Origin of the sequence: Streptomyces sp. NPDC006510 (assembly GCF_040611955.1) — a bacterium.
GTDB lineage: Bacteria > Actinomycetota > Actinomycetes > Streptomycetales > Streptomycetaceae > Streptomyces.
Map to the genome: position 1 here is coordinate 24,417 of NZ_JBEXPH010000004.1, position 25,422 is coordinate 49,838.

Genomic DNA, 25,422 nt, shown 5'->3' on the forward strand with positions numbered 1-25,422 from the left:
GGGTGCGGTGACAGCGAGGACCGAGCACGAAGAGCGGATCGGCGAGACCGCGCTCCCGCCCCGGCGCAGGGGCCGCCATCCCGTCGCGACCGTGATCAGTGTCTTCGGCGAACTGCTGATCACGGCGGGCCTGGTGCTCGGACTCTTCGTCGTCTACTCCCTCTGGTGGACGAATGTGCTCGCCGACCGTGAGGCCACCAAACAGGGCCACACCATCCGCGACCGCTGGGCGGGCGGACCGGGCGCGCTGGACACCAAGGACGGCATCGGCTTCCTGCATGTCCCGTCGATGAAGAACGGCGAGGTGCTGGTCAAGAAGGGCACCGACACCGAGAACCTCAACAACGGCATCGCGGGCTATTACACGGAACCGGTGAAGTCGGCTCTCCCGTGGGACAAGAGGGGCAACTTCACCCTGGCCGCCCATCGCGACGGGCACGGCGCCAAGTTCCACAACATCGACAAGGTGAAGTCCGGGGACGCGATCGTCTTCGAGACCAAGGACACCTGGTACGTCTACAAGGTCTTCAAGGAGCTTCCCGAGACGTCGAAGTACAACGTCGATGTTCTCCAGGAGGTGCCGAAGGGATCGGGCGCGAAGAAGCCCGGCCGCTACATCACGCTGACGACCTGCACGCCGGTCTACACGTCGAAGTACCGCTACATCGTGTGGGGCGAACTGGTGCGTACGGAGAAGGTGGACAAGGACCGTACGAAGCCGGCGGAGCTGCGCTAGCCGCTACGATGAGCCGGGCCCGAAGCCGCAAACAATCCTTGCGACTTCGGGCCTTCTGTCGTTCCGGCCGGCTGCTCCTGCTTGAGCACCTGCAGCTTCGCGCCCGTGCTCCAGGCCTCCAGGAGGCCGCGGTGCACGGCGGTGACGCCGGCCTGCATCGCGATATCGAGCGCCTCGCGGGAGAACGGGCAGGTCGCCACGTACACAGCGACGTCCGCCCGGTGGAGCGTCTTGGTGCCGACGAACTTCTGCATCTCACCACTCCACACAGAGCGGTACGGGGCGAAGTTCTTGCCCTGGACGACCAGTCGACGTCCGTCGGCGGTGTACGCGGTGATGTCGGCTCCGCGATCGCCGCTCCCGCCGTGGACCTCGACATCGATGCAGTCGTCCCGGCGGAGCAGTCCGGCGATGTGCTGCTCGAACTCCCGCCAGTTCATGGCATCCATGGCGGCCATGACTCCGACGAGGGGGCGCTGTTCCTGCGCGCGCTGGAGGCGCCGCAATTGGATGTCGTGCCGGACGGCCTCCGCTCGATCCTCCGGACGTTCTCGCGGAGGCTGAGGAGTTCTTGTTGCTGCTCGCTGGATGTCTCGATGAGGGCGCTGAGCATGGGAACGACGGTGGTGCCGAGGAGAGAGGAGACGTGTGAAGCTTTCTTCGCTGAGCCGTGTGATGCGGTCGTCGAGTGACTCGACGTCGCTGCCGTGCCGTGGGGCGTCCACGACCATCGGCTGCGCCCGGAAGGTGTGCTCGACGTCGAGCAGGTGCGTACGGACGCGACGTGCGACATCACTGTCCCGGAGCAGCATGGCGACGTTCAGGACTGTCCGCCGGAGCCAGAGAGCCATGCTCGAACGGGGCTGTGGATAACTCTCCGGATAGGAACTCAGGGTGAGTTCCTAAAATTTCTGCAGCTCAGCGCCCCGGATCACCCTCAGGCCATTCGATTCGAGTTCTTCTCGATGGCGGCTGAGGAGGTTGTTGATGACTGTTTCCGCGACCTCGAAGTAGGCGGCGACCATGGCGGTGGTCACATGTAAGCCGTTCGGCAGCAGGGACAGCGTCTTTACCCGGTCGAGTGCTTCCGTCCGCTCGGTGAAGCTCTGCCGCGGCGCCTGTGATTCCACCAGAGCGACCTCGTTGATCATGCTCCTGGCCTTTCGCATGGCCGGATCTGGGGCCGGAGCCCGATGCCTCGCCCCAATGGATCAAACGAATCAGTACATGTGAAGACACGATCGGCTTACAGCCACATGTGCGATATGCGGCGATTTTTTTCGCGACGTCCACAGCTAAGGGCCCCGGTCGCCGTGCGGCGACCGGGGCCCTTCGGGGCAGTGTGTCCGGGTCAGCGGTGTGAGCCGGACGGGCCACCGAAGATGTTGCCGTCTCCACCGCCCGGCATGGTCTGGATGTTGACCGCGCTGTTCTTGTCGACCTGCTGGCCCGAGTTGGGCTGGAAGGCGACGACCTTCGCCTTGTCGTCACCCGGCCCCTGCACCTGGCCGAGCTGCAGACCCGCCCCGGCAAGCAGGGCCTTTGCCTCCCCGAGCGTCTTGCCCTGCAGATCGGGAACCGTGGTCTGTTCCGGCTGCTGCGGGCCCTTGGAGACCGTCAGCACGATCTGTGCGGTCAGCGGCTGCATCGAGTCGGCGAGTGGTGTCTGGCTGATCACCTGGTTCGCAGGCTTTTCCGAATCGACGTCGGTCCTGGAGACGTTCGTGAAGCCCAGGCCGTTGAGCTGAGCCACTGCGGCGTCGTAGTCCCGGTCGGCGACGTTCGGCACCTTCTGGGTGGCCTGCTTGGCGACCGTGATCGTGACTTCGGAGTTCTTCTCGGCCTTCGTGTTGCCTTCGGGGTTCTGCTTGATGACCGTGCCCGCGGTCTTCTCGGACTCGATCGTGGTGACGTTCACCGTGAAGCCCTTGTCCTCAAGGTCCTTACGGGCGGTTGCCTCGGTCTTCTCCACGACGTCCGGGACATCGACCTTCGGAGCCCCGGTGGAGACGACGACCGTGACGGTGTCCTTCTTCGCCATCTGTTCGTCGGGGGTCGGGGTCTGGCTGCAGATCTTGCCCTTGGGCTGGTCCTCGCACGGTTCGCGCGAGCCGATCTTCAGGACGATGCCGGCGTTGTCCGCGAGCCTCTCGGCTTCCTTCACCGTCGAGCCGACCAGGTTCGGCGCATCGAGCTTGTCGCCGTCGCTGTTGCGGTTGCTGAACACCGACTGGCCGATCAGGATCGCGCCGATCAGCACCAGGACGCCCGCGACGATCAGCAGGATCGTCGAGGTGTTGCTCTTCTTCTGGCGGCGGCGGTCCGGGCGGTCGTCGTAGCCGTAGCCGCCGTCGTCCGGGTTGACCGGGGGCAGCATGGACGTGGGCGCGCCGTTCTGGTCCGCGGCGCGCAGCGCGGTGGTCGGCTGGTCGTTGCCGTATCCGTCGTAGCCGCCGTAACCGGCCGCGCCCATCGCCGCGGTGGCGGCGACCGGCTGGCCGTCGAGGCAGGCCTCGATGTCGGCGCGCATCTCGTCGGCCGACTGGTAGCGGTAGTCGGGGTCCTTGACCAGGGCCTTCAACACGATCGCGTCCATTTCGGGCGTGATCTCGGGGTCGAAGTTGCTGGGCTTCTGCGGCTCTTCCCGTACGTGCTGGTAGGCGACCGCGACCGGTGAGTCCCCGATGAAGGGCGGCCGGACGGTCAGCAGCTCGTAGAGCAGACAGCCGGTCGAGTAGAGGTCGGAGCGCGCGTCGACCTGCTCGCCCTTGGCCTGCTCCGGGGAGAGGTACTGGGCGGTGCCGATGACGGCGGCGGTCTGGGTCATCGTCATGCCGGAGTCGCCCATGGCGCGGGCGATGCCGAAGTCCATGACCTTGACCTGACCGGTGCGCGTCAGCATGACGTTCGCCGGTTTGATGTCGCGGTGGACGATGCCGGCGCGGTGCGAGTACTCCAGCGCCTGGAGGATGCCGACGGTCATCTCAAGGGTGCGCTCGGGCAGCAACTTGCGGCCGGAGTGCAGGAGTTCCCTGAGTGTCGACCCGTCGACGTACTCCATCACGATGTACGGGATGGAGACCCCGTCGACGTAGTCCTCGCCGGTGTCGTAGACGGCGACGATCGCCGGGTGGTTGAGCGAGGCGGCGGACTGGGCCTCACGGCGGAACCGGGCCTGGAAGGACGGATCGCGGGCCAGATCGGCGCGCAGCGTCTTCACGGCTACGGTGCGGCCGAGCCGGGTGTCGTGTGCGAGGTAGACCTCGGCCATGCCACCACGGCCGAGCACCGAGCCCAGCTCGTACCGGCCGCCGAGGCGACGCGGCTCTTCCATAACTGTTCCAGCCCTCTCCGTCAGTCCCGACCGCACCGGTGTGTGGTCCGGCGGTGTGCTGCTCGCGCATACGCTACCGGCCGCGCACTACCTGTTCGGCCCGGAGTCCGGACCTGATATCCGACCGGTATCCCGATGTGCAGGTATGGCACCCGATGTGATGGGCATCACTTCTTGCTGTCGATGACCGCCTTCATTACTGCCTGTGCGATCGGGGCGGCCAGGCCGCCACCGGAGATGTCGTCGCGGTTGGCCTGGCTGTCCTCGACGACCACGGCGACGGCGACCGGTGAGCCGCTGTCGGTCTTGGCGTAGGAGATGAACCAGGCGTACGGGTTCTCGCTGTTGTTGAGGCCGTGCTGGGCGGTACCTGTCTTGCCGCCGACGGTGACGCCGGGGATCTTGGCGTTCGTTCCCGTGCCGTTCTCGACGACGGTCTCCATCATCTGCTGGAGCTTCTGCGCGTTCTCACCCGAGAGGGGCTGGCTGAACTGCTCCTTCTCGTGGGTGTAGATCGCGTCGAGGTTGGGGGCCTGGCGCTCGGCGACCATGTACGGCTGCATCAGCTTGCCGTCGTTGGCGACCGCTGCGGCGACCATCGCCATCTGGAGCGGGGTGGCGCGGTTGGACGCCTGGCCGATGCCGGCCATGGCGTTCTGCGGACGGTTGTCCTTGGGGTAGATGCTGGCGTCGGCGCGGACCGGAGTGAAGATCTCCTCGTTGAAGCCGAACTTGTTGGCCTCGTCGATCATCTTCTCGTTGCCGAGATCGTCGCTGATCTTGCCGAAGACGGTGTTGCAGGACCACCGCAGAGCTTCCCGGAGCGTGGCGTTCTCGCAGGGGATGTTGCCCTCGTTCGCGAGGTTGCCGGTGGTCAGCGGGAGCCGCCAGGGCAGCGGGGAGTTCGTCTTGTCGTCGATGCCCTTGTACAGCCCGTTCTCCAGGGCCGCGGCGGCGGTGACGACCTTGAAGGTCGAGCCGGGCGGGTAGGTCTCGCGCAATGCCCGGTTGAGCATCGGCTTGTCCTTGTCCTTCAGGAGCTGCTGCCGGGCTTCCGCGTCCTTGAGGGAATTACCCGCGAAGACCGAGGGGTCGTACGAAGGAGTGCTGACCAGGGCCAGGATGGCGCCGGTCTGCGGGTCGATCGCGGCTACGGCGCCCTTCTTGCTGCCGAGTCCCTTGAAGGCGGCCTTCTGAGCGGCGCCGTTGAGGGTGGTGACGATGTTGCCGCCGGTCTTCTTCTCGCCGGTGAAGAGGGAGAGCGTGCGGTCGAAGAACAGCTGGTCGCTGTTGCCGGTGAGGATTCCGTCCTCAAGGCTCTCCAGCTGCGAGGCGTCGAACGCCTGCGAGGAGTAACCGGTGACGGGGGCCCACATGGGCCCGTTCTTCCAGACCCGCTTGTACTTGAAGTCGCTGCCCTTGGTCTCGACGGACCCGGTGACGGGGTTGCCGTCGACGATGATGTTGCCGCGCTCGTGTGCGTACCGCTCGATCTGGACGCGGCGGTTGTGCTCGTTCGCGTTCAGCTCGTCGGCGCGGACGTACTGGAGCCAGTTGACACGGACCAGGAGGGCGAGGACGAGCACCCCGCAGAAGATCGCGATCCTGCGCAGGGGCTTGTTCACGGTCGGACCACCTGGGTCATCTCGGCGTCGGGTGACGGGGCCGGGGTCGGCGCGGGGCGGCGTGCGGTGTCGCTGATGCGGAGCAGGATGCCGATCAGGGCCCAGTTGGCGATCACCGACGACCCGCCCGCCGCGACGAACGGCATGGTCATACCGGTCAGCGGAATGAGTCCCATGACACCGCCGGCGACGACGAAGACCTGGATGGCGAAGGAGCCGGAGAGCCCGATCGCGAGGAGTTTGCCGAAGGGGTCGCGGGCGGCGAGGGCGGTGCGGACACCGCGTTCGACGATCAGTCCGTAGACGAGCAGGATGGCCATCATCCCGGCGAGGCCGAGCTCCTCGCCGACGGTGGCGAGGATGAAGTCGGAGTTGGCGGCGAAGCCGATGAGGTCGGAGTTGCCCTGGCCGAGCCCGGTGCCGAGGGTGCCGCCGGAGCCGAAGGCCATCAGGGACTTGGCCATCTGCTCGCTGGCCGCCAGCTTGCCCCATCCGGCGAACGGGTCGAGCCACGCGGTGACGCGCTGCTGTACGTGGGGTTCGAACGCGGCCACACCGACGGCGCCGGCCGCGGACATCAGCAGACCGAAGACGATCCAGCTGGTGCGCTCGGTGGCCACGTACAGCATCACGACGAACATGCCGAAGAACAGCAGGGACGAGCCCAGGTCGGTCTCGAAGACCAGGATCAGGATCGAGAAGGCCCAGACCATGAGGATGGGGCCGAGGTCACGGCCCCGGGGAAGGTAGAGGCCCATGAAACGGCGGCTGGCCAGGGCCAGCGCGTCCCGTTTGACCATGAGATAGCCGGCGAAGAACACCGCAATGATGATCTTGGCGAACTCCCCTGGCTGGATCGTGCCGACACCGGGGATCTTGATCCAGATCTTGGCGCCGTTCACCGCGGGGAAGAACATCGGAAGGATCAGGAGGAACAGCGCCACCAGCATGGAGATGTAGGTGTAGCGCTGCAGAATGCGATGGTCCTTGAGGGCCACCAGAACGACTACCAGCAGCGCGACGCCCACTGCCGAGAACAGCAGCTGCTTGGAGGCGGCGGGCACGAAGTCCCGGGTCGCCTGGAACCGTTCGGACTGGTCCAGACGCCAGATGATGGCCAGTCCCAGCCCGTTCAGCAGCGTCGCAAGAGGCAGCAGCAGCGGGTCCGCGTACGGGGCGAATCTGCGGACGGCGAGGTGGCCGATGCCGCCGAGCAGGGCGAGTCCGAGCCCGTATCCGAGCATTCCGGAGGGCAGCTCGCCGTTGAGGGCGAGCCCGACATTGGCGTAGGCGAACACCGAGATGGCGACGGCGAAGACCATCAACATCAGTTCGGTGTTGCGCCGGCTCGGTGCGTCGATCGCGCCGATCGTGGTCGTATTGGTGACAACGCTCATGGTGCTGAAGGCCCCCTACGGCTTTACTGCTTACCGCACTGCGGGACCAGCTTTTTCTCTTCCTCCGAGAGGCTGGGACCAGGAGTGGGAGTTTTGGTCGGCTTGGTCTTGGCGGCGTCGGACGTCTTGGCGCCACCGGATGTCTTGGCAGCGTCCGTACCCGGTGCCTGGCCCTCGTCGGCGCTGGCCTTCTCGGCGGCACGTCGTTCGGCGTTCTTCTTGCAGGCGGACGCCTGGACGGAGAGCTCGTCGATCTTCTCGCGGGCGGCGGCGAGGTTGCCCTCGGCGATGGTCGCCTCGACCTGCTTGCGCTGGTAGGGCGGGAGGTACTTGAGTTCGATCTCGGGGTGGTCCTTCTCAACCTTCGAGAGCGAGACCCAGGCCAGATCCTGGCTGATGCCGCGGAAGAGCGCGACGTGTTCGTTCTTCGCGCCGACGTAGAACTGGTTCTGGGTCCAGCGGTAGCCGCCGTAGAGACCGCCGCCGACGACGGCGAGCGCCAGCACGGTGTACAGGGATCTCTTCAGCCACTTGCGGCCGCTGCTGGGCTTGACGAAGTCGTCGTCGGTGTACGCGTCGAAGGAGCCGTCGGGCATTCCGCCGTAGCCGCCGACCTCGTCGCCGCTTCCGGGCGGGCCGAAGCCACCCGTGGGCGGCGGTACGGGGCGGCCGAGGCCGGCTGCCCGTCCGGCGGGGGTCTGCATGGCGGCCGTGCTCTCGGCGGCGCTCATCTGCGCGGCCTGGTTCTCGGCGACCGCGCCGACGATGACCGGGGTGTCGTTGAACTGTGCGGCCAGGGTGTCGTTGCTGTCGACGTCGAGGACATCGGCGACGATGCAGGTGATGTTGTCGGGGCCGCCGCCGCGCAGGGCGAGCTGGATCAGCTCCTGGATGGTCTCCTGCGGGCCCTGGTAGCTGGCGAGCGTCTCTTCCATCGTCTGATGGGAGACGACGCCGGACAGCCCGTCGGAGCAGATCAGGTAGCGGTCGCCGACCCGGACCTCACGGATGGAGAGATCGGGTTCGACGTGGTCGCCACTGCCCAGTGCGCGCATCAGCAGGGCGCGCTGCGGGTGGGTGGTGGCCTCTTCCTCGGTGATCCGGCCCTCGTCGACCAGCCGCTGCACCCAGGTGTGGTCCTGGGTGATCTGGGTGAGTACGCCGTCGCGCAGCAGGTAGGCGCGGGAGTCGCCGACGTGGACGAGGCCGAGGCGCTGACCGGTCCAGAGCAGGGCGGTGAGCGTGGTGCCCATGCCCTCCAGCTGGGGGTCCTCCTCGACCATCATGCGCAGTTGGTCGTTGGCCCGCTGGACCGCGGTACCGAGCGAGGTGAGGATGTCCGAGCCCGGGACGTCGTCGTCGAGCTGGACGAGCGTGGAGATCACCTCGGAGCTGGCGACCTCGCCGGCGGCCTGGCCGCCCATGCCGTCGGCAATGGCGAGAAGGCGGGGTCCGGCGTAGCCGGAGTCCTCGTTGCCCTCCCGGATCATGCCCTTGTGCGATCCGGCGGCGAAGCGCAGGGAAAGACTCATGCGCACCTCGCCCGTCGGCTCGGGGTACAGCCGGTCTCGAGCCACACTGCCCACCCTCCGGTCGGGAGCCGGGCGGGGTCCGTTGCCCGGACCGCCGCGGCTCGCTCGCTCCGCTCGCTCATTGTCGTACTACTTCCGCAGCTCGATGACGGTCTTGCCGATCCGGATCGGCGCGCCCAGCGGAACGGGTGTCGGGGTGGTGAGTCGGGTCCGGTCGAGATACGTGCCGTTGGTGGACCCGAGATCCTCGACGATCCACTGGCCGTCACGGTCGGGGTAGATCCTGGCATGCCTGCTGGACGCGTAGTCGTCGTCCAGCACGATCGTTGAATCGTGCGCCCGGCCCAGCGTGATGGTCTGCCCCTGGAGCGCCACCGTGGTGCCGGTGAGGCTGCCCTCGGAGACGACCAGCTTTGTGGGTGCCCCCCGGCGCTGGCGGCCCGGCTGCTGGCGTTGCTGCGGCGGTGCCGCGGCATTCTGGCGTGCCTGTGGAGGCCGTGCGTCGTTCGCAGTGCGGCGTGAGCCGCGCTGCGTGACGCGCGTTCCGAACAGGTCGCTGCGGATGACCTGGACGGCCACGATCACGAACAGCCACAGAACAGCCAGGAAACCTAGCCGCATGACCGTCAGGGTCAGCTCTGACATTGCCCCCGCTTCACCCTTCGGCTTGCCGGTAAACGATGGTGGTGCTGCCCACGACGATCCGCGAGCCGTCGCGGAGCGTAGCGCGGGTGGTGTGCTGCCCGTCTACCACGATGCCGTTGGTAGACCCGAGATCCTGGATCGTCGAGGGCGTTCCGGTCCGGATCTCACAGTGCCGACGGGATACGCCGGGGTCGTCGATCCGCACGTCGGCGTCGGTGCTGCGTCCCAGCACCAGCGTCGGGCGGGAGATCTGATGGCGGGTGCCGTTGATCTCGATCCAGCGTCGCACCTGCGCGTTCGGCAGGGGGCTGGGCCCGGCCGGCGGGTGCCGGTCGGCGCTGGGGGCTCCTGGTCTGCCGGCGCCCGGCGGCGGGGCCGCGGGCATGGGAGGGGCGGAGCTGGGCGGGTAGCCGTAGCCGCCGGTGGATTGCGGGGACCGGCCCGGGCCCGGGTGGGGAGGCTGGCCCTGCAGTCCTTGGCGGCCCTGGGGGTCCTGCTGTGACGAACTCGACGCCAGGGTGCGGCTGCGTACCCGGTAGAGCCCGGTGTCGAGGTCGTCGGCCTTCTCCAGGTGAACCTTGATGGGGCCCATGAAGGTGTACCGCTGCTGCTTGGCGTAGTCGCGGACCAGCCCGGAGAGTTCGTCGCCCAACTGGCCGGAGTACGGGCTGAGTCGCTCGTAGTCAGGGGTGCTGAGCTCGACGATGAAGTCGTTGGGGACGACGGTCCGCTCGCGGTTCCAGATCGTTGCGTTGTTGTCGCACTCGCGCTGGAGGGCTCCTGCGATCTCGACCGGCTGGACCTCGGACTTGAAGACCTTGGCGAAGGTGCCGTTGACCAGACCTTCGAGACGCTGCTCGAAACGCTTCATGACTCCCATGGGGCACCTCCTCCGTTGTAGTCGTCCCTGTACTGCTTACTGATCGTATCCACGCGTCGGGAAATCGGCTGGTTCCCCTCGTCTGCCCTGTGGATGAGTGTCACCTCTCACACGGATCGTAGAGGCGGCCTCCTCACAGTGTCCCGCACCCGGGGTGCATAGAGGAGGAGTGGGGGCGGCCGCTCGGCGTTCCCGGTTCCCGTCGGTCGGCCGGTGAAACAACGGATGTGAATCCACCCTGTCCAGCGTGCTAATCTTCCGGATGTCGCCAGGCAAACACACCAAACGGTGGGAGAGTCTGGAAACACCACTCTTGCGCGAGTGGCGGAACGGCAGACGCGCTGGCTTCAGGTGCCAGTGTCCTTAGGGACGTGGGGGTTCAAATCCCCCCTCGCGCACAAGAGAGAAGCCCCACAGGCCAACGGTCTGTGGGGCTTCTTCGTTCCCGGTTTCTGGTTTCACGTGAAACGCCGGATTCGAGGTGCCCTGTGGGTCGATAGGGCTTAAGTGTCTGTCACTAGGGCTTCAGGGGAATCGGTGGCTTCAGGGGCTTACGAGGCATATCGAGGGATAGGGCCGGATCAGGCCCTCGGCGTCTGCGGGGCGGTCGTGGTGGTGTTGCCGGCCGAGTTGTAGCGCAACAGGTACTCGGCGAACCGGGCGAGATCTTCCTCCGTCCAGTCCGCGAGGCGTTCCTGGTAGGCCGTGCGGCGGCTGGCCTGCGTCGAGGCGAGGGCCTGGGTTCCGGCCGCCGTGGGGTGCAGCACCTGGATTCGGTGGTCGTCGGGGTCCGGGTGACGCTCGACCAGTCCCAGTTTCTCCAGTGTGCCGATCTGCCGGCTGACCGTCGATTTGTCCAGCATGTAGTGCGCGGCCAGATCTGTCGCGCGGCAGCCGTGCTGGTCTTCGATGTGCGCCAGCAGCGTGTACGAGACCAGGGGAAGCTCGGGGTGGAGGTGGGCTGCCGCGGCTCGTGCGCGGCGTGCGAAGGCGGTCAGTTCTCGCTGGATGACGTCCAGTGACTCTTCGCGTTCCTCGGGGGTGCCTGGCACTGTTCCGCTCTCCGCCTCGCGGTTTCCGACCGTCTCGCGGTCTCCAACTTCAGTTGTATAGTACAACGAGTTGGGAGTTGTAAAAGCCAACTATTGGAGTTCCGAATGTCCACAGGCCCGAGTGCCGCCACCGGCTCCACTGCCGCCGCTCTCCGGCATGTGCTGGGCCATTTCGTCACGCCGCTGCTGATGTGCATCGGCATGGGGCTCGCCTATCTCGGGGCCTTCCACGCCCCGGAGCCGCACGATCTCCGGGTGGACGTGGTCGGTTCGGGGCCGAGCGCGCAGGTGCTCGCGCAGAGGCTGCAGGACAAGAGCGACGGGGCGCTGAGCGTACGTACCGTTCCCGACCGCGCCGCGGCGGTGAACCACCTCAAGACGCAGGCGAGTTACGGCGCCTACCTGCCGGGGAAGCGCCCCGAGCTGCTCGTGGCCAGTGCGTCCTCCGACACCAGCGCCACGGTGGTCGAGAAGGTGTTCACCAAGGTCGCCGCCGGACAGGGGAACCCGCTGAAGGTGACGGACACCGCACCGACCGCGGACGGCGATCCGACCGGTCAGGGCATCTTCTTCCTGCTGGTCGCGGTGAGCATCGGTTCGTACGCATCGGTCGCGGTGATCGGTGGCGCGGGCGCCGTACTGGCGCTGCGGATCAGGGGCGCGCTGGCCATTGCCGCGTCGCTGGTGGTGAGCTTGATCGGCGTGGTGTTCGCGGGGCCGTTGTTCGGTCTTGTGGACCACGGGCTCGGCGGGCTGTGGGCGATGGCCTGGCTGTACTCCGCAGGCATCCTGCTGATCGGCGTCGGACTGCACCCCTTCCTCAAGCGATGGACGACGCTCGGCCTGATGGTGCTGTTCGTGATGCTCAACTTCACCAGCTCCGGCGGCATCTTCAGGCCCGAGCTGCAGCCCGGTTTCTTTGCTTCTCTGCACTCTTTCTGGAACGGCGCGGGCTTCGTCGAGGGCGTGCGCAGCCATGTGTACTTCGACGGACACGCGCTCGGCGGACATGTGCTGGTGCTCGCGCTCTGGTTCGTGGCCGGCCTGGCCCTGATGGGTCTGGCGGGGCTGTCCGAGTCGAAGCGGCGAAAGGCCGCGGTGGGGACGGCAGTGGTCGGCGCCGTCGCCGGTTCCGTCGAGACCGGCGGAGCGCATGGGCCGAGGCAAGCCGCAAGGGCCGGGGCCGGAACCCGGACCGATGCGGGCGACGAGGAGCAGACCGCGGAGGAGATCGAGGGGATCGAGGAGGAGATGGAAGAGGCCGTCGGCGTCTGACCAGGACGGATCGTTGTCCACAGGCCGCAAAGTGTGTTTCCACAGGTGTTTTCCACAGGGGCAGACGGCTTTCGGTCGACGGCGGTACCTTCGTCGAAATTGATCTGCGACAGGGCGTCGGGCCAGGAGCGCAGGGCGAGGCGGGGGAGGCTGCGCGCCATGGGTGACATCGAAGCGACAGTGCCGGTTCAGCGGGCTGTGACAGGTGATCCGCGTATTCCGGTCGTGCCCGGATTCGCGCGGCGGGCGGCTGCGGCGGGCGTGGACGCGGCGCAGCCGCCGAGGGAGGCGGGCAAGGCGCTGCGGGAGCGGGTGCCCAGGGCCTCGCACGCGTTGCTGGAGCTTCCGTCCGGGCGGCCCGACGCGGTGCGGGCGGTCGAGGAGTCGAGCCGGGGCAGAGTGCCCTCTCTCGCCCCGATCCGGGTGGGGCGGATGGCAGCCACCCCCTTTGCCTTTCTGCGCGGCTCGGCCGGGCTGATGGCCCATGACTTGGTGGGCACACCGGTCAGCGGGGTGGGCGCACAGCTCTGCGGCGATGCGCACGCGGCCAATTTCGGGCTGTACGGCGATGCGAGGGGCAGCCTGGTCATCGATCTGAACGACTTCGACGAGACCGTGTTCGGCCCCTGGGAGTGGGACCTCAAGCGGCTGGCCACCTCGCTGGTGCTGGCAGGGCGCGAGGCAGGGGCGGACGAGGACACCTGCAGCCAGGGCGCGTACGACACGGTGGGCGCGTACCGGCGGACGATGCGGCTGCTGGCCAAACTGCCCGCACTCGACGCCTGGAACGCCATCGCGGACGAGGAGTTGGTCTCGCACACGGATGCGCGGGATCTGCTCGGCACTCTGGAGCGGGTCTCGGAGAAGGCCCGTAACAACACCAGCGCCCGCTTCGCGGCCAAGTCCACCGAGGACTCCGGGGACGGCGGACGCCGTTTCATCGACGCGCCGCCAGTGCTGCGGCGGGTGCCGGACGAGGAGGCCGCGGCGGTCGCGGCGGGACTCGGCGACTATCTGGGCACGATCTCGGAGGACCGGGTTCCGCTCCTCGCCCGGTACGCGATCCACGATGTGGCGTTCCGGGTGGTCGGTACCGGGAGCGTCGGCACCCGGTCGTACGTGGTGCTCTTGCTCGATCACCGTGGTGAGCCCCTGGTACTGCAGGTGAAGGAGGCGCGGCCCTCCGTGCTGGCGCCGTACTTGCCGACTGCCGGCTTCGACGTGCCGGAGGTGGCGCACGAGGGCCGCCGGGTGGTGCTCGGGCAGAAGCGGATGCAGGTCGTCAGTGACATCCTGCTGGGCTGGGCGACGGTGGACGGGCGCCCGTTCCAGGTGCGGCAGTTCAGGAACCGCAAGGGCAGCGTGGATCCGGCGGCACTGGCGGCCGATCAGGTCGACGACTACGGGCGGATGACCGGTGCGCTGCTGGCGCGGGCCCATGCGCACAGCGCGGATCCGCGGCTGATCGCGGGCTACTGCGGCAAGAACGAGGAACTGGACGAGGCGGTGGCGGCGTTCGCGGTGACCTACGCGGACCGTACGGAGGCGGATCACGCGGAGTTGGTGCGGGCCATCGGTTCGGGGCGGATAGCCGCCGAACTGGGCGTCTGAGGGGCATCGGGCCGACCGTGCGTCCTCGGGACCTGGGCCGTGGCCATACGCTGGACGGGTGACCCACGAAGCCGCCGGGGTGCCGACCACCCGGAACGACGATGACCGGCAGGACCACGACCGACAGCGCGAGCAGCATGCCCAGAGCGAGCAGCATCCGCAGTACGGGCAGTACGGCCGGGGCGAGCCGCTCGAGGAGCACGGTTCGCCGGCCGGTGCCGGTTCGGACACCCGTGCCGATGGTGGCTCCGGTGCCGCTGCGGGCGGCGCCGGGGACGGGGACGGCGATGGGGCAGCGGGCGGGGACGCCGGCGAGGGGGCGGGTGGTCGTGCTGAGGGGGAGCGGCCCGAGGCTCGGCTCGCGAGGGCGGTTCGGGCGGCGGAGCAGGCGCTGATCGAGTTCGAGATCGCGGTGGAGACCTTCCGGGTCGAGGTCGAGAACTTCTCCCGGCTGCATCACCAGAAGCTCGGGCCCATGTACACCCGCCTCGATGAGCTCGATGCGCAGATCGCGGAGGCCCGGGCTGCCCGGACGGGCGACCCGGAGGACATCCGCAAGGCACAGGAGGCCCGGGCGATCGTGATGCCGATGCCGGGCGTCGACGAGCTGTTCCACGACTGGATCGACTCCGACGGGCTGTCCCCCGAGGCCGCTGCGATGTTGACCGAGCAGCCGGTCCGGCCGCCCAAGCGGGTCCGGCCGACCGAGGAGGCGCGCAAGCTCTACCGCGACCTGGCACGCCAGGCCCACCCGGACCTGGCGCAGGACGAGACGGAGCGGGGCCGCCGGGACGAGTTCATTGCTCGGGTGAACGCTGCGTACGGGCGGGGGGACGAGGCGCTCCTGATGGAGCTGGCGCAGGAATGGGCGGCAGGCCCGGTGGCCCCGGAGGCGGAGCTCAGCGAGAGCGAGGAGCTCTACGCCCGGCTGAACTGGCTGACCCAGCGCAAAGAGCTTCTGACCGTGCTCGCCCAGGAGCTGGAGGAGAGCGCGATCGGTGCCATGCTGCGGATGGCGCCGGACGATCCGGACCGGCTGCTCGACGAGATCGCCGAGCAGCTGCTGGGCGAGGTCGCGCAGCGCGAGGCGGAGCTGGCGGGCATGGTGCAGTAGCGTTCCGGGTGACCCTGGAGCGTACGTACGAGAGAAGGCATGACCCATGAATTTCGCCTCGCTGCCCTCGGTGGATGTCGCGGCGGTTCCGTCGGACGGCTTTGTGCTGGACGTCCGGGAGGACAACGAATGGGCGGCCGGGCATGTAGAGGGCGCCCTGCACATCCCGATGAGTGACTTCGTGGCCCGCTTCGGAGAGCTGACCGAGGCCGCCGACGACGGCCGGCGCGTGCATGTGATGTGCCGGGTCGGTGGCCGGTCGGCCCAGGTCACTCAGTACCTGGTGCAGCAGGGCATCGACGCCGTGAACATCGACGGCGGGATGCTCGCCTGGGACGGCGCCGGACGCCCGATGGTCACGGACAGCGGTGACCCGGCCTTCGTGCTCTGAGCCGGGAGCTGCTCCGTCCGGGGCAGCTCTGTTGCCGGTCTGAATCTGTTGTCGGTCTGTCTGTTTGCTGCTTGACCGGTGTCAGCCCAGGGGGTGCGCGGCCAGAAGATCGCCCAGTGCCTCCTCGTGTGCCGCTGCCGGACCGAGGGACAGTTCGATCTGCTTCGCCCAGGCGTGAAAGCGGTGCAGCGGGTAGTCCGTGTCCGCGCCGAAACCGCCGTGAAGATGCTGTGCCGTCTGCACGACCCGGCGGACACCGTCCGACGCCCAGATCTTCGCCACGGCGATGTCGCCCTCGGCGGGCAGCATCCCGTCGGCCCCGGTGGAGATCCGCCAGGCCGCCTGCCAGAGCGTCACTTCCATGGCCCGCAGGTCGATGTACCGGTCCGCGGCCTGTACCGCGACGGACTGGAAGGTCGCCACCGGGAAGCCGAACTGTTCGCGCTTGCCGGTGTATTGGCTCGTCATGGCAAGCACGGCCTCACCCAGGCCCAGTGCGAGCGCGCATGTCCCGGTGGTGAGGAGGGCGCGCAGCCACTCCCAGGCCCCGGCGCTGTCGATCAGCGCGCGGTCGTCGATCCGTACCGACTTCAGCCGGACCTCGGCGAACCGTTCACCGCTGGTGGAGACCTGCTCGGCCAGGGTGACACCGTCCTGGGAGGGCTGGATCAGGGCGACGACAGCCCGGCCCTCGTCGGTGTGGGCCGGAATGACGATCCAGTCCGCGGCCTGTGCCCACGGCACTGCTGACTGCACCCCGTCGAGCACCCAGCCGGTAACGTCGCCGATGGCGTCACCGGGAACTTCGTCCGTCCGGACCGTACTTGATGTCGCTTCCTGACGGGCGGTGACGGCGAGCTCGGCCGGATCGTGGCCGGAGCGGCCGTTGGCCCCGACCGTGAGGACCAGCTCGCCCCGGCCGGTCCGGGGCAGCAACTCGGCGGCCAGCCGCGGGTCTCCGTACCGCTGGAGCGCCATCGCGGCCGCGCACGTTTCCAGCAACGGCACTCTCGCGAGCACCTTGGCGGACTCGCGCAACACCAGGCAGAGCGCGACGAGATCGAGTCCGGCCCCGCCGTGCTCCGGCAGCAGCGTCAGACTCAGCAGATCGCTGGACGCCAGCCCGGCCCACAGCGGTCGGTCGATGTCCTCGGCCACCGCGCCTGGTACGAGAGCGGGGCTGGGAACCCCGTCCGGTGCGACTCCCGAGAAGACCGCCCGTGCTGCCTCCGTGGCCGCCTGCTGTTCCTCGGTGAAGGTGAAGTCCACTGCCCTGGCCTCCCGTTGACCGATGCACCCGTGCCCGAATCTGACGGATCGTCAAGATAGGGCAGGTTCTATGAGAAGGGAACACAGGAGGAGGAGCGAGGAGAGTCTGGGAGAGGCGAGGCGATGGGTCGGTCAGCGGTCGAAGTCGAGCTCCACCTCCGGTGTCACCGGATGTGACTGGCACGCCAGCACATAACCCGCGCCCGTCTCTTCGGGCTCCAGCGCGAAGTTGCGGTCCATCCGCACCTCGCCCGAGACCAGGAACGCCCGGCAGGTCCCGCACACCCCGCCCTTGCAGGCGTACGGTGCGTCGGCTCGGCTGCGCAGCACGGTCTCCAGCAGCGATTCGCCATCCTCGACCGGCCAGGTGCCGGAACGGCCGTCCAGGGTCGCGGTGAGTCTGCTGTGAGCAGGCGACTCGATCCTGATGCGGGTAGCTGCGCCCGCGCCGTCGTCCACATGGAAGATCTCCTGGTGGATACGGGTCCGGTCGATGCCAAGGCCGCGCAGTGCCTGGTCCGCGGCCCGGACCAGCCCGAACGGCCCACAGAGATACCAGCCGTCCACCTCGGCCAGTGGAAGCAGCGCGGGCAGCAGCTCGGTGAGACGATCCTGGTCCAGCCGGCCGGAAGGGAGACCTGCCTGCTGCTCCTCCCGGGAGAGCACCGTGACCAGCTGGAACCGGTCCGGATAGCGGTCCTTGAGGTCGGCGACCTCGTCCAGGAACATCGTCGAGAGCGCTGTCCGGTCGCTGCGGATCAGGCAGAAATGGGCGTCTGGTTCCCGCGCCAGCAGCGTGGCCGCGATCGACAGCACCGGCGTGATTCCGCTGCCTCCTACGATCGCCGCGAAGTGTCCGGTGCGGGGCGTCAGCACGAAGCGGCCCATCGGAGACATTGCCTCGACCACGTCACCGACGGCGAGTTCCTTCAGGGCGTACGTGGAGAACGCGCCGCCGTCGACGAGCCGGATGCCCACACGCAGCACCGGATCGTCCGGTGCCTCGACGGCCGGGGAGCAGATCGAGTACGAGCGGCGGATCTCTTCGCCGTCGACCGTGTACCGCACATTGAGATGCTGGCCCGGCTTGTGGCGGAAGGTCTCGCACAACTCGGGTGGCACGGCGAGGGTGACGGCCACCGAATCGTCCGTGAGCCGTTCGATCGTGCGGACCCGGAGCGGATGGAACATCTACAACTCCTTGAAGTGGTCGAACGGTTCGCGGCACGTCACGCAGCGGCGCAATGCCTTGCATGCGGTGGAGGAGAACCGGCTCAGCAGTTCCGTGTCGGTCGAGCCGCAGTGCGGACAGCGCACCGAGAGCGTGAGCGGCACCGGGCCGCCCGCAGGAGCCGTGACATCGTGCGGGCGCGGGGGCGCTATGCCGAACTCGGCCAGCTTGCGCCGCCCTTCCGCGCTGATGTCGTCCGTGGACCAGGCCGGTGAGAGCACCGTGACCACGGAGACCTCCGGTATGCCGTGGTCGTGCAGCACCCGCTCGATGTCGGCGGACATGGCCTCGATCGCGGGACAGCCGGTGTAGGTCGGGGTGAGACGCACGGTGACCTTGCCGGGGGCGAGAACATCCACGCCCCGGAGCACCCCCAGCTCGTCCAGGGTCAGCACGGGCAGTTCCGGATCGGGTACGGAGCCCGCGACGCGGTGCAGTTCCTTCTCCAGGAGGGTCTCGGTCACCATGACGCCCCCGGGTGGCTGCGATGCAGATGCTGCATCTCGGCGATCATGCGGCCGAAGGGTTCGGTGTGGATGCCCTGGCGTCCCGCGCCCGCTGCCCATGCCCCGGAGTGCGGGCCGGCCGGTCGCGTCAGCGTGGCCTGCTCCAGCACCGCGGAGACGGACTCCAGCCAGCCGCTGTGCAGCGACTGCCAGTCGACCTCCACGCCCTCGACGGGTTCGAACAACTCACCGGTGAAACGCCACAGGGCATCCACGGCGCGCTGCATCCGGTCATGGCTCTCGTCCGTGCCGTCGCCGAGCCGCAGCGTCCAGTGCTCCGCGTGGTCCTGGTGGTAGGCGACCTCCTTGACGGCCTTCGCCGCGAGACCGGCGAAAGCGTTCTCGCCCGATGCCAGCTGCTCGTACAGCAGCCGTTGGTAGGTGGAGAAGTAGAGCTGGCGGGCGATGGTGTGGGCGAAGTCGCCGTTCGGCTGTTCGACCAGCTGGACGTTGCGGAAGGCGCGTTCCTCGCGCAGATACGCCAGCTCGTCCTCGTCCCCGACCAGGGAGAGGAGCACCCGGGCCTGCCCCAGCAGGTCCAGGGCGATGTTGGCCAGGGCCACTTCTTCTTCCAGCACGGGCGCATGGCCCGCCCACTCCCCCAGCCGGTGCGAGAGCACCAGCGCGTCGTCGCCCAGGGCGAGGGCCGCGGTCACAGGTGCTTCACCCCTTCCGGGATCTCGTAGAACGTCGGGTGCCGGTACGGCTTGTCGCCGGCCGGTTCGAAGAAGGAGTCCTTCTCGTCCGGGGAGGAGGCCGTGACCTGTGCGGACGGGACCACCCAGATGGAGACGCCCTCGGAACGGCGCGTGTACAGATCGCGCGCGTTGCGCAGGGCCATCTCCGCGTCCGGTGCGTGCAGGCTGCCCGCGTGGGTGTGGGAAAGACCGCGGCGCGAACGCACGAACACCTCCCACAGTGGCCATTCGGTCGAGCTGCTCATGCTGTCGCCTCCCCGTTCCTCGCTGCTGTGTGTGCTGCTGTAGGTGCTGCGGTGTGCTTCTCGGCGTAGGCAACCGCCGCGTCCCGGACCCAGGCGCCCTCCTCGTGCGCCCGGCGGCGCTGGCTGAGGCGCTGCTCGTTGCACGGGCCGTTGCCCTTGAGGACCTCCTGGAACTCCTTCCAGTCGATCGCCCCGAAGTCGTGCTGTCCACGCTCCTCGTTCCACCGGAGGTCCGGATCCGGGAGGGTGAGCCCCAGCGCCTCGGCCTGCGGGACACAGATGTCCACGAAGCGCTGCCGCAGCTCGTCGTTGGAGTGGCGCTTGATCTTCCAGGTCATCGACTGCGCCGAGTGGGCCGATGCGTCGTCCGGCGGGCCGAACATCATCAGGGACGGCCACCACCAGCGGTTCACCGCGTCCTGCGCCATCTCGTGCTGCGCCGGGGTGCCGTTGCTGAGGGTGAGCAGCAGCTCGTATCCCTGGCGCTGGTGGAAGGACTCCTCCTTGCAGATACGGACCATCGCCCGGGCGTACGGGCCGTAGGAGCAGCGGCACAGCGGCACCTGGTTGGTGATCGCGGCGCCGTCCACGAGCCAGCCGATCGCGCCGACGTCCGCCCAGGTCAGCGTCGGATAGTTGAAGATCGATGAATACCTCTGGCGTCCCGCGTGAAGCTTGTCGAGCAGTTCCTCGCGGCCGGTGCCGAGGGTTTCCGCCGCGCTGTACAGGTAGAGCCCGTGGCCCGCCTCGTCCTGCACCTTGGCCATCAGGATCGCCTTGCGGCGCAGCGAGGGCGCACGCGAGATCCAATTGGCCTCCGGCTGCATGCCGATGATTTCGGAGTGGGCATGCTGGGCCATTTGCCTGACCAGCGAGGCGCGGTACGCATCGGGCATCCAGTCGCGTGGCTCGATGCGCTCGTCCGCCGCCACCGCAGCGTCGAATGCCGCCTCCAGGGCCTCGTCCGCCCCTTCGGGCCTGCCTGCTCCCGCCTGCGCTGTCTGGTCCGCAGTCACTGCCGCCATCCCGGGCTCCCTACCGACCGATCGTTCGGTTCAATGTCTTCAATGGTGAGTCGGCGGCCCGTAGGGTGTCAACCCTGTGGATAACTGACCGGGGATCGACGGGGATCGGGGCGGGATGGATTCGTACGACGACAGGGGAGCCGAAGGCGGGGACGGGATCGCCGAACCGGGGCCGGATCAGCGTGAAGAAATACCTTCCGGCGCTGGTCAGGTGCTGGAATCAGGTCCTTGTGGCGGGATGGCCGCACTGTCGCTTCCGTACCGGATCGTTGCCGCGATCGCGCTGTCGGTCATCGGACTGGTCGCCTGTGGACAGCTGGTCATGGTGTTTCTGCACGTCGCACCCTCCAACACTTTGACCAAGCAGCACGGCGAAGCGGTCGACGACTGGATCTATCCCGAGTTCGAGCAGAACTGGAAGCTCTTCGCCCCGAACCCGCTTCAACAGAACATCGCCGTTCACGTACGAGCCGAGATAGCCGGAGCCGACGGACGCCGCACCACAGCCTGGATGAGCCTCTCCGGCGAGGACGGCAAGGCGATACGCGGCAGTCTTCTCCCCAGTCACGTCCATCAGAACGAACTCCGCCGCGGCTGGGACTTCTACCTCAACTCCCATGACAACGAGAACCGGGCCAACGGTCTTCGCGGTCAGCTCTCCGAGCGCTACATCCGCCGCATCGTGATGCTGCGCCTCAGCGAACACGACTACGGCGGCACCGTAGAGCGCATCCAGGTCCGTTCCGAGGTGCGGTCCGTCGCGGCGCCTCCATGGAGCGAGGAGAAGATCAGTACGCGGCCGTCCTACCGGGTACTGCCGTGGTGGACGGTCACTCCCGCGGACCTCCCCGAGAGCGCCGAGGGGGCGGACAAGTGAGTACGGTCGCCCACGACGGCAAGATGGCCCACAAGGTCGCCCGCGCTATCCAGCGCATCACCTCCACGGCCCTAGGCCAGTACCAGAGTGCCGTCATCCGGATCGGTTTCTCGGCCACCTATCTGTTCTTCCTGCTGCGCGAACTGCCGCACCGCCACGAGATGTACGGCCCCGACGCCCCGTGGCGCTGGGACATGGCGCAGCAGCTCATATCCGGCAATCAGTCGTTCACCGCGCTCATGTGGTCGGACAACACGGTCTGGTTCGAGGTCGTGTACGCGGTCGCGCTGATCTCCGCGGCGCTGCTGATGGTCGGCTGGCACACCCGGGCCATGTCGGTCCTCTTCATGGCCGGGGTGCTCTCCCTGCAGAACCGCAGCATCTTCATGGGTGACGGCGGCGACAACGTCATCCATCTCATGGCGATCTATCTGGTGCTCACGCGCTGCGGGCGGGTCTGGTCGTTGGACGCCCGGCGTGCGGCGCGACAGGCGCGCGCGGAGGCGGACGATCCGCGGCGCCGGGTGCGGGGGAATGTGGCCGGTCCGGTCCTCTGGGCGGTGCTCGGCCTCGTACTGATCGTGGCCGGCGTGACCGACGGGCTCGGCGGCACCTGGTGGCTGCCGACTCTTCTCTGGTTCCTGTGGGTCGGCGAAGGCGCCTGGTGGGCTGTGAACCGTTACGCACCGCACAGCGAATCGCACACCCTGCTCGACGTCATCGCCAACCTCGCCCACAACGCGACCCTCGTCGTGATCATGGCCGAGGTCTGTCTGATCTACGCCACTGCTGGGTGGTACAAGATCCAGGGTTCGCGGTGGCAGGACGGCACGGCGCTCTACTACCCGCTCAAGCTGGACTACTTCACGCCCTGGCCCGGGCTGTCGGACATCCTCGCCTCCAGCGGTGTGATGGTGATGGTGCTCACGTACGGCACGGTCATCGTTCAGGTCGCGTTCCCCTTCACCCTGTTCAACCGTCGGGTCAAGAACGTGCTGCTCGTCGCCATGATGTGTGAGCACGCCGGCATCGCCCTGCTGCTCGGGCTGCCCTTCTTCTCCATGGCGATGATCGCCGCCGACTCCGTCTTCCTGCCGACCGTCTTCCTGGTGTGGCTCGGCGGCCGGGTGACCCTCGCCCGGGAGCTCATGTTCCCGGGCAGGGGCAAGGTGCCCGGGCAGCGGCGGGGCAGCGATGACGAGGAGGTCCCGCAGCACAGTGGCGACGCGGGCCATACGCTCGTCGGGTGAGCAGGAGTGAGAGTGGCAGTACGGGCAGCACGAGCAGCGCAGGCAGTCGTGGCGGGGAATCGGTGACCGAGGAGGCCGTCGGGGTTGCGGCGCCCTTCGTGCCCGTGGCGGCGGAGCCCGGTCTGTCGGAGGAGTCCGGTCCGCCCGCGGAACCGATTCAGTACGACGACGGGTTCGGCACGGAGATCGGTGTCGGGCCGCACCCGTTGCCCTGGCCCGTGAACGAGCGGTACGACCCCGAGCTGCTCGCCAACGGCGACCGGCGCAATGTGGGTGATGCCTACCGGTACTGGACCAGGGAGGCGATCGTCGCCGATCTGGATCTGCGGCGGCACGACTTCCACGTGGCGGTCGAGAACTGGGGCCACGACTTCAACATCGGTTCCGTGGTGCGCACGGCGAACGCCTTCCTCGCCAAGGAGATCCATATCGTGGGGCGGCGGCGCTGGAACCGTCGTGGCGCGATGGTCACCGACCGGTACCAGCATGTGCGGCACCACCCCGACACGGAGTCGCTGACCGCGTGGGCGGAGGCCGAGGGTCTGCCGATCATCGGGATCGACAATCTGCCGGGGGCGGTGCCGTTGGAACGGACCGAGTTGCCGCGGCGCTGCGTACTGCTTTTCGGACAGGAAGGGCCCGGGCTCACCGAGGAGGCCCGTAAGCACGCGGCGATGGTGTGCTCCATCGCGCAGTTCGGATCGACGCGGTCGATCAACGCGGGGGCCGCGGCCGCCATTGCCATGCACGCGTGGGTGCAGCGGTATGCGGAGATTCCTGAGGCGGGGAGCTAGGGTCTCTCGTTCGGATCAGGCCGGGCTCGCGGGGTTCGGCCTGATCCAAACGAAAGACCCTAGACGGCCTGGGTTGGGTGGGGCAGGGCTGGGGGTTTTGGCGGGCTTCTTCCTCGGCCCGCCCATCCCGTTGTCGGGCCCTGTTCCCGGACCCCGCCCGGCTCCTCAGGTGCCGGAGGGGTTGAGGAGCCGGGCGGGGACTCGGGTCCGGGTTACGCCTGGCGGCGGACTTCCACCATGCGGAATCGGTTGGACACAAAGGCTCCGTCGCACAAGGCCGCGTTCGCTGCCGGGTTGCCGCCCGAGCCGTGGAAGTCGGAGAAGGCCGCGGTCTGGTTGACGTACACCCCGCCGGTCAGATTCAGCGACAGCTGGGCCGACTCATCCAGGCAGACGTCTTCCACCGCGCGTTCCACCTCCGGTGAGGTGGTGTACGCGCCGACCGTCATCGCGCCCTTGTCGCGGATCGTGCGGCGGAGCAGCTCGACGGCGTCGGCCGTCGAGTCGACCGCTACCGCGAAGGCGACCGGACCGAAGCACTCCGACAGGTAGTGCTCCTCGTCGGCCGGCTTGGTGGCGTCCAGTTTGATGACGACGGGGGTACGGACCACGGCGTCGGGAAATTCCGGGTTGGCCACCTCGCGGGAGGGCAGGGCGACTTCGCCCAGATCCGCGGCCGCCTCCAGGCGGGCCTTCACATCGGGGTTGACCAGGGCGCCGAGCAGCGCGTTCGCCCGGGCGTCGTCGCCCAGCAGGCCGGTGACCGCGGCGGCGATGTCGGCGACCAGTTCGTCGTACGTCTTGTCGCCGGCGTCGGTGCTGATGCCGTCCCGGGGGATCAGCAGGTTCTGCGGGGTCGTGCACATCTGGCCGCTGTACAGGGAGAGGGAGAACGCCAGGTTGGACAGCATGCCGCGGTAGTCGTCCGTGGAGTCGAGGACGATCGTGTTGACCCCGGCCTTTTCCGTGTAGACCTGGGCCTGGCGGGCGTTTGTCTCCAGCCAGTCGCCGAAGGCGGTGGACCCGGTGTAGTCGATGATCTTGATCTCGGGGCGGAGGGCAAGGGTTTTCGCGATGCCTTCGCCCGGTCGCTCGGCTGCCAGGGCGACCAGGTTGGGGTCGAAGCCCGCCTCTGCGAGCACCTCGCGGGTCACCTGCACCGTGAGCGCGAGCGGGAGCACAGCGCGTGGGTGCGGCTTGACCAGTACGGGATTGCCGGTGGCCAGGGAGGCGAAGAGGCCCGGATAGCCGTTCCACGTGGGGAAGGTGTTGCAGCCGATCAGGAGCGAGATGCCGCGCGGTGCCGCGGTGAACGACTTCTGCAGCTTGAGCGGGTCGCGCTTGCCCTGCGGCTTGGACCAGTCGGCGCTCCGCGGGGTGCGGGTCTGCTCCTCGTACGCGTACGCCACCGCCTCCAGGCCGCGGTCCTGGGCGTGCGGGCCGCCCGCCTGGAACGCCATCATGAACGCCTGGCCGCTGGTGTGCATCACGGCGTGACCGAACTCGTGGGTCCTGGCGCTGATCCGCGCGAGGACCTCCAGACAGACCAGGGCCCTGGTCTCGGGGCCCGCCGCACGCCAGGCGGGCATGCCCGCACGCATCGCCGGCAGCAGGACGTCCAGGTCGGCGTGCGGATATTCGACGCCGAGCTCCGGCCCGTACGGAGAGATCTCTCCGCCCGTCCAGCCGTCGGTGCCGGGCTGGCCGAGGTCGAGCCGGGTGTTCAGCACGGCGTCGAAGGCGGCCTTCCCTTCTGCGGCGCTCAGGCTGCCGGGGGCGCCTCCCTCGCCGTATGCCTTCGGGTGCTCGGGATGCGGGGACCAGTAGGCACGCGTGCGGATCGCGTCGAGGGCCTGGTCGAGCGTGGGGCGGTGCTTCTCGGACAGCAGGTGCGGGGAGAGCTCGGCGGCCATGACGGACCAACTCCTCATCGAG

General features: G+C 68.1%; 25 protein-coding genes and 1 tRNA gene. 10 read left to right on the top strand and 16 right to left on the bottom strand.

The annotated features are described in order from the left end of the window. The first annotated feature begins 7 nt into the window (after positions 1-7). Positions 8-736 carry a class E sortase gene (locus ABZY11_RS02565; protein ID WP_356477345.1) on the top strand — a complete coding sequence of 243 codons (729 nt, stop codon included), beginning with the start codon at positions 8-10 and terminating at the stop codon, positions 734-736. Here ABZY11_RS02565 and ABZY11_RS02570 read toward each other — a convergent pair. Beyond that, positions 733-1,194 carry a restriction endonuclease gene (locus ABZY11_RS02570; RefSeq protein ID WP_356477417.1) on the bottom strand — a complete coding sequence of 154 codons (462 nt, stop codon included), beginning with the start codon at positions 1,192-1,194 and terminating at the stop codon, positions 733-735. The two genes, ABZY11_RS02565 and ABZY11_RS02570, sit on opposite strands and share 4 nt — an antisense overlap. Here ABZY11_RS02570 and ABZY11_RS02575 point away from each other — a divergent pair. Beyond that, entirely contained in the window at positions 1,102-1,428 is a 327-nt protein-coding gene (locus ABZY11_RS02575; protein WP_356477424.1) for a hypothetical protein, read from the top strand. The two genes, ABZY11_RS02570 and ABZY11_RS02575, sit on opposite strands and share 93 nt — an antisense overlap. A 210-nt stretch (positions 1,429-1,638) precedes the next feature. On the opposite strand, the gene ABZY11_RS02580 is transcribed toward ABZY11_RS02575, so the two are convergent. From ABZY11_RS02580 to ABZY11_RS02610, 7 genes are all read right to left on the bottom strand, one after another. Beyond that, a complete protein-coding gene (locus ABZY11_RS02580; RefSeq protein WP_356477346.1) occupies positions 1,639-1,887 on the bottom strand; it encodes a hypothetical protein in 249 nt (82 codons plus the stop codon). Between the two features lie 200 nt (positions 1,888-2,087). After that, positions 2,088-4,070, bottom strand: coding sequence for a Stk1 family PASTA domain-containing Ser/Thr kinase (gene pknB / locus ABZY11_RS02585; protein WP_356477347.1), 1,983 nt, complete (start codon positions 4,068-4,070; stop codon positions 2,088-2,090). Positions 4,071-4,237: 167 nt separating this feature from the next. Further along, a complete protein-coding gene (locus tag ABZY11_RS02590; RefSeq protein ID WP_356477348.1) occupies positions 4,238-5,695 on the bottom strand; it encodes a penicillin-binding transpeptidase domain-containing protein in 1,458 nt (485 codons plus the stop codon). Further along, positions 5,692-7,092 (bottom strand): FtsW/RodA/SpoVE family cell cycle protein, encoded by a 1,401-nt coding sequence (locus ABZY11_RS02595; protein WP_356477349.1) that lies wholly within the window; start codon positions 7,090-7,092, stop codon positions 5,692-5,694. Before ABZY11_RS02595 ends, ABZY11_RS02590 begins: the two co-directional genes overlap by 4 nt. Positions 7,093-7,115: 23 nt before the next feature. Next, on the bottom strand, positions 7,116-8,624 hold the full coding sequence (locus tag ABZY11_RS02600) for a Stp1/IreP family PP2C-type Ser/Thr phosphatase (RefSeq protein WP_356477350.1): 1,509 nt from the start codon (positions 8,622-8,624) through the stop codon (positions 7,116-7,118). A gap of 129 nt (positions 8,625-8,753) precedes the next feature. Then, positions 8,754-9,269, bottom strand: a complete 516-nt coding sequence (locus ABZY11_RS02605; RefSeq protein WP_072487556.1) for an FHA domain-containing protein — start codon at positions 9,267-9,269, stop codon at positions 8,754-8,756. Positions 9,270-9,279: 10 nt separating this feature from the next. Continuing rightward, the gene (locus tag ABZY11_RS02610; protein ID WP_356477351.1) at positions 9,280-10,149 is read right to left on the bottom strand and encodes a DUF3662 and FHA domain-containing protein; all 870 of its coding nucleotides are present in this window, start codon (positions 10,147-10,149) and stop codon (positions 9,280-9,282) included. A gap of 315 nt (positions 10,150-10,464) precedes the next feature. On the opposite strand from ABZY11_RS02610, the gene ABZY11_RS02615 reads away from it, so the two are divergent. Then, a tRNA-Leu gene (locus ABZY11_RS02615) sits at positions 10,465-10,547 on the top strand. Positions 10,548-10,730: 183 nt separating this feature from the next. Here the strand turns inward: ABZY11_RS02615 and ABZY11_RS02620 are convergent. Then, positions 10,731-11,201, bottom strand: coding sequence for a MarR family winged helix-turn-helix transcriptional regulator (locus ABZY11_RS02620; protein ID WP_356477352.1), 471 nt, complete (start codon positions 11,199-11,201; stop codon positions 10,731-10,733). A 105-nt stretch (positions 11,202-11,306) separates the two neighbouring features. Between ABZY11_RS02620 and ABZY11_RS02625 the strand changes: the two genes are divergently transcribed. The 4 genes from ABZY11_RS02625 (at position 11,307) to ABZY11_RS02640 (ending at position 15,592) form a co-directional block, all read left to right on the top strand. After that, entirely contained in the window at positions 11,307-12,476 is a 1,170-nt protein-coding gene (locus tag ABZY11_RS02625) for a hypothetical protein (protein WP_356477353.1), read from the top strand. A gap of 159 nt (positions 12,477-12,635) precedes the next feature. Further along, a complete protein-coding gene (locus tag ABZY11_RS02630; RefSeq protein ID WP_356477354.1) occupies positions 12,636-14,087 on the top strand; it encodes a DUF2252 domain-containing protein in 1,452 nt (483 codons plus the stop codon). A gap of 58 nt (positions 14,088-14,145) precedes the next feature. Next, positions 14,146-15,201, top strand: coding sequence for a J domain-containing protein (locus ABZY11_RS02635; protein WP_356477355.1), 1,056 nt, complete (start codon positions 14,146-14,148; stop codon positions 15,199-15,201). 46 nt (positions 15,202-15,247) lie between these two features. Continuing rightward, positions 15,248-15,592 carry a rhodanese-like domain-containing protein gene (locus ABZY11_RS02640; protein WP_356477356.1) on the top strand — a complete coding sequence of 115 codons (345 nt, stop codon included), beginning with the start codon at positions 15,248-15,250 and terminating at the stop codon, positions 15,590-15,592. Positions 15,593-15,673: 81 nt separating this feature from the next. On the opposite strand, the gene ABZY11_RS02645 is transcribed toward ABZY11_RS02640, so the two are convergent. From ABZY11_RS02645 to paaA, 6 genes are all read right to left on the bottom strand, one after another. Next, positions 15,674-16,861: an acyl-CoA dehydrogenase family protein gene (locus ABZY11_RS02645; protein WP_356477357.1), complete on the bottom strand. Its 1,188-nt coding sequence runs from the start codon at positions 16,859-16,861 to the stop codon at positions 15,674-15,676. A 132-nt stretch (positions 16,862-16,993) separates the two neighbouring features. Continuing rightward, entirely contained in the window at positions 16,994-18,052 is a 1,059-nt protein-coding gene (locus tag ABZY11_RS02650; RefSeq protein ID WP_356477358.1) for a 2Fe-2S iron-sulfur cluster-binding protein, read from the bottom strand. Further along, positions 18,053-18,559, bottom strand: coding sequence for a 1,2-phenylacetyl-CoA epoxidase subunit PaaD (gene paaD / locus ABZY11_RS02655; protein WP_356477359.1), 507 nt, complete (start codon positions 18,557-18,559; stop codon positions 18,053-18,055). Next, a complete protein-coding gene (gene paaC / locus ABZY11_RS02660) occupies positions 18,553-19,254 on the bottom strand; it encodes a 1,2-phenylacetyl-CoA epoxidase subunit PaaC (RefSeq protein ID WP_356477360.1) in 702 nt (233 codons plus the stop codon). Before paaC ends, paaD begins: the two co-directional genes overlap by 7 nt. Then, on the bottom strand, positions 19,251-19,541 hold the full coding sequence (paaB, locus tag ABZY11_RS02665; RefSeq protein WP_093548044.1) for a 1,2-phenylacetyl-CoA epoxidase subunit PaaB: 291 nt from the start codon (positions 19,539-19,541) through the stop codon (positions 19,251-19,253). The genes paaC and paaB overlap by 4 nt, the downstream gene beginning before the upstream one ends. Next, positions 19,538-20,566: a 1,2-phenylacetyl-CoA epoxidase subunit PaaA gene (gene paaA, locus ABZY11_RS02670; RefSeq protein ID WP_356477361.1), complete on the bottom strand. Its 1,029-nt coding sequence runs from the start codon at positions 20,564-20,566 to the stop codon at positions 19,538-19,540. Before paaA ends, paaB begins: the two co-directional genes overlap by 4 nt. Positions 20,567-20,681: 115 nt before the next feature. On the opposite strand from paaA, the gene ABZY11_RS02675 reads away from it, so the two are divergent. From ABZY11_RS02675 to ABZY11_RS02685, 3 genes are all read left to right on the top strand, one after another. After that, a complete protein-coding gene (locus tag ABZY11_RS02675) occupies positions 20,682-21,443 on the top strand; it encodes a DUF5819 family protein (RefSeq protein ID WP_356477362.1) in 762 nt (253 codons plus the stop codon). 23 nt (positions 21,444-21,466) lie between these two features. Continuing rightward, positions 21,467-22,693, top strand: coding sequence for an HTTM domain-containing protein (locus ABZY11_RS02680; RefSeq protein WP_356477418.1), 1,227 nt, complete (start codon positions 21,467-21,469; stop codon positions 22,691-22,693). 104 nt (positions 22,694-22,797) lie between these two features. Continuing rightward, a complete protein-coding gene (locus ABZY11_RS02685; RefSeq protein ID WP_356477419.1) occupies positions 22,798-23,487 on the top strand; it encodes a TrmH family RNA methyltransferase in 690 nt (229 codons plus the stop codon). Between the two features lie 212 nt (positions 23,488-23,699). Here ABZY11_RS02685 and paaN read toward each other — a convergent pair whose 3' ends face one another. Further along, positions 23,700-25,400, bottom strand: coding sequence for a phenylacetic acid degradation protein PaaN (gene paaN, locus ABZY11_RS02690; RefSeq protein WP_356477363.1), 1,701 nt, complete (start codon positions 25,398-25,400; stop codon positions 23,700-23,702). Positions 25,401-25,422: the final 22 nt, after the last annotated feature.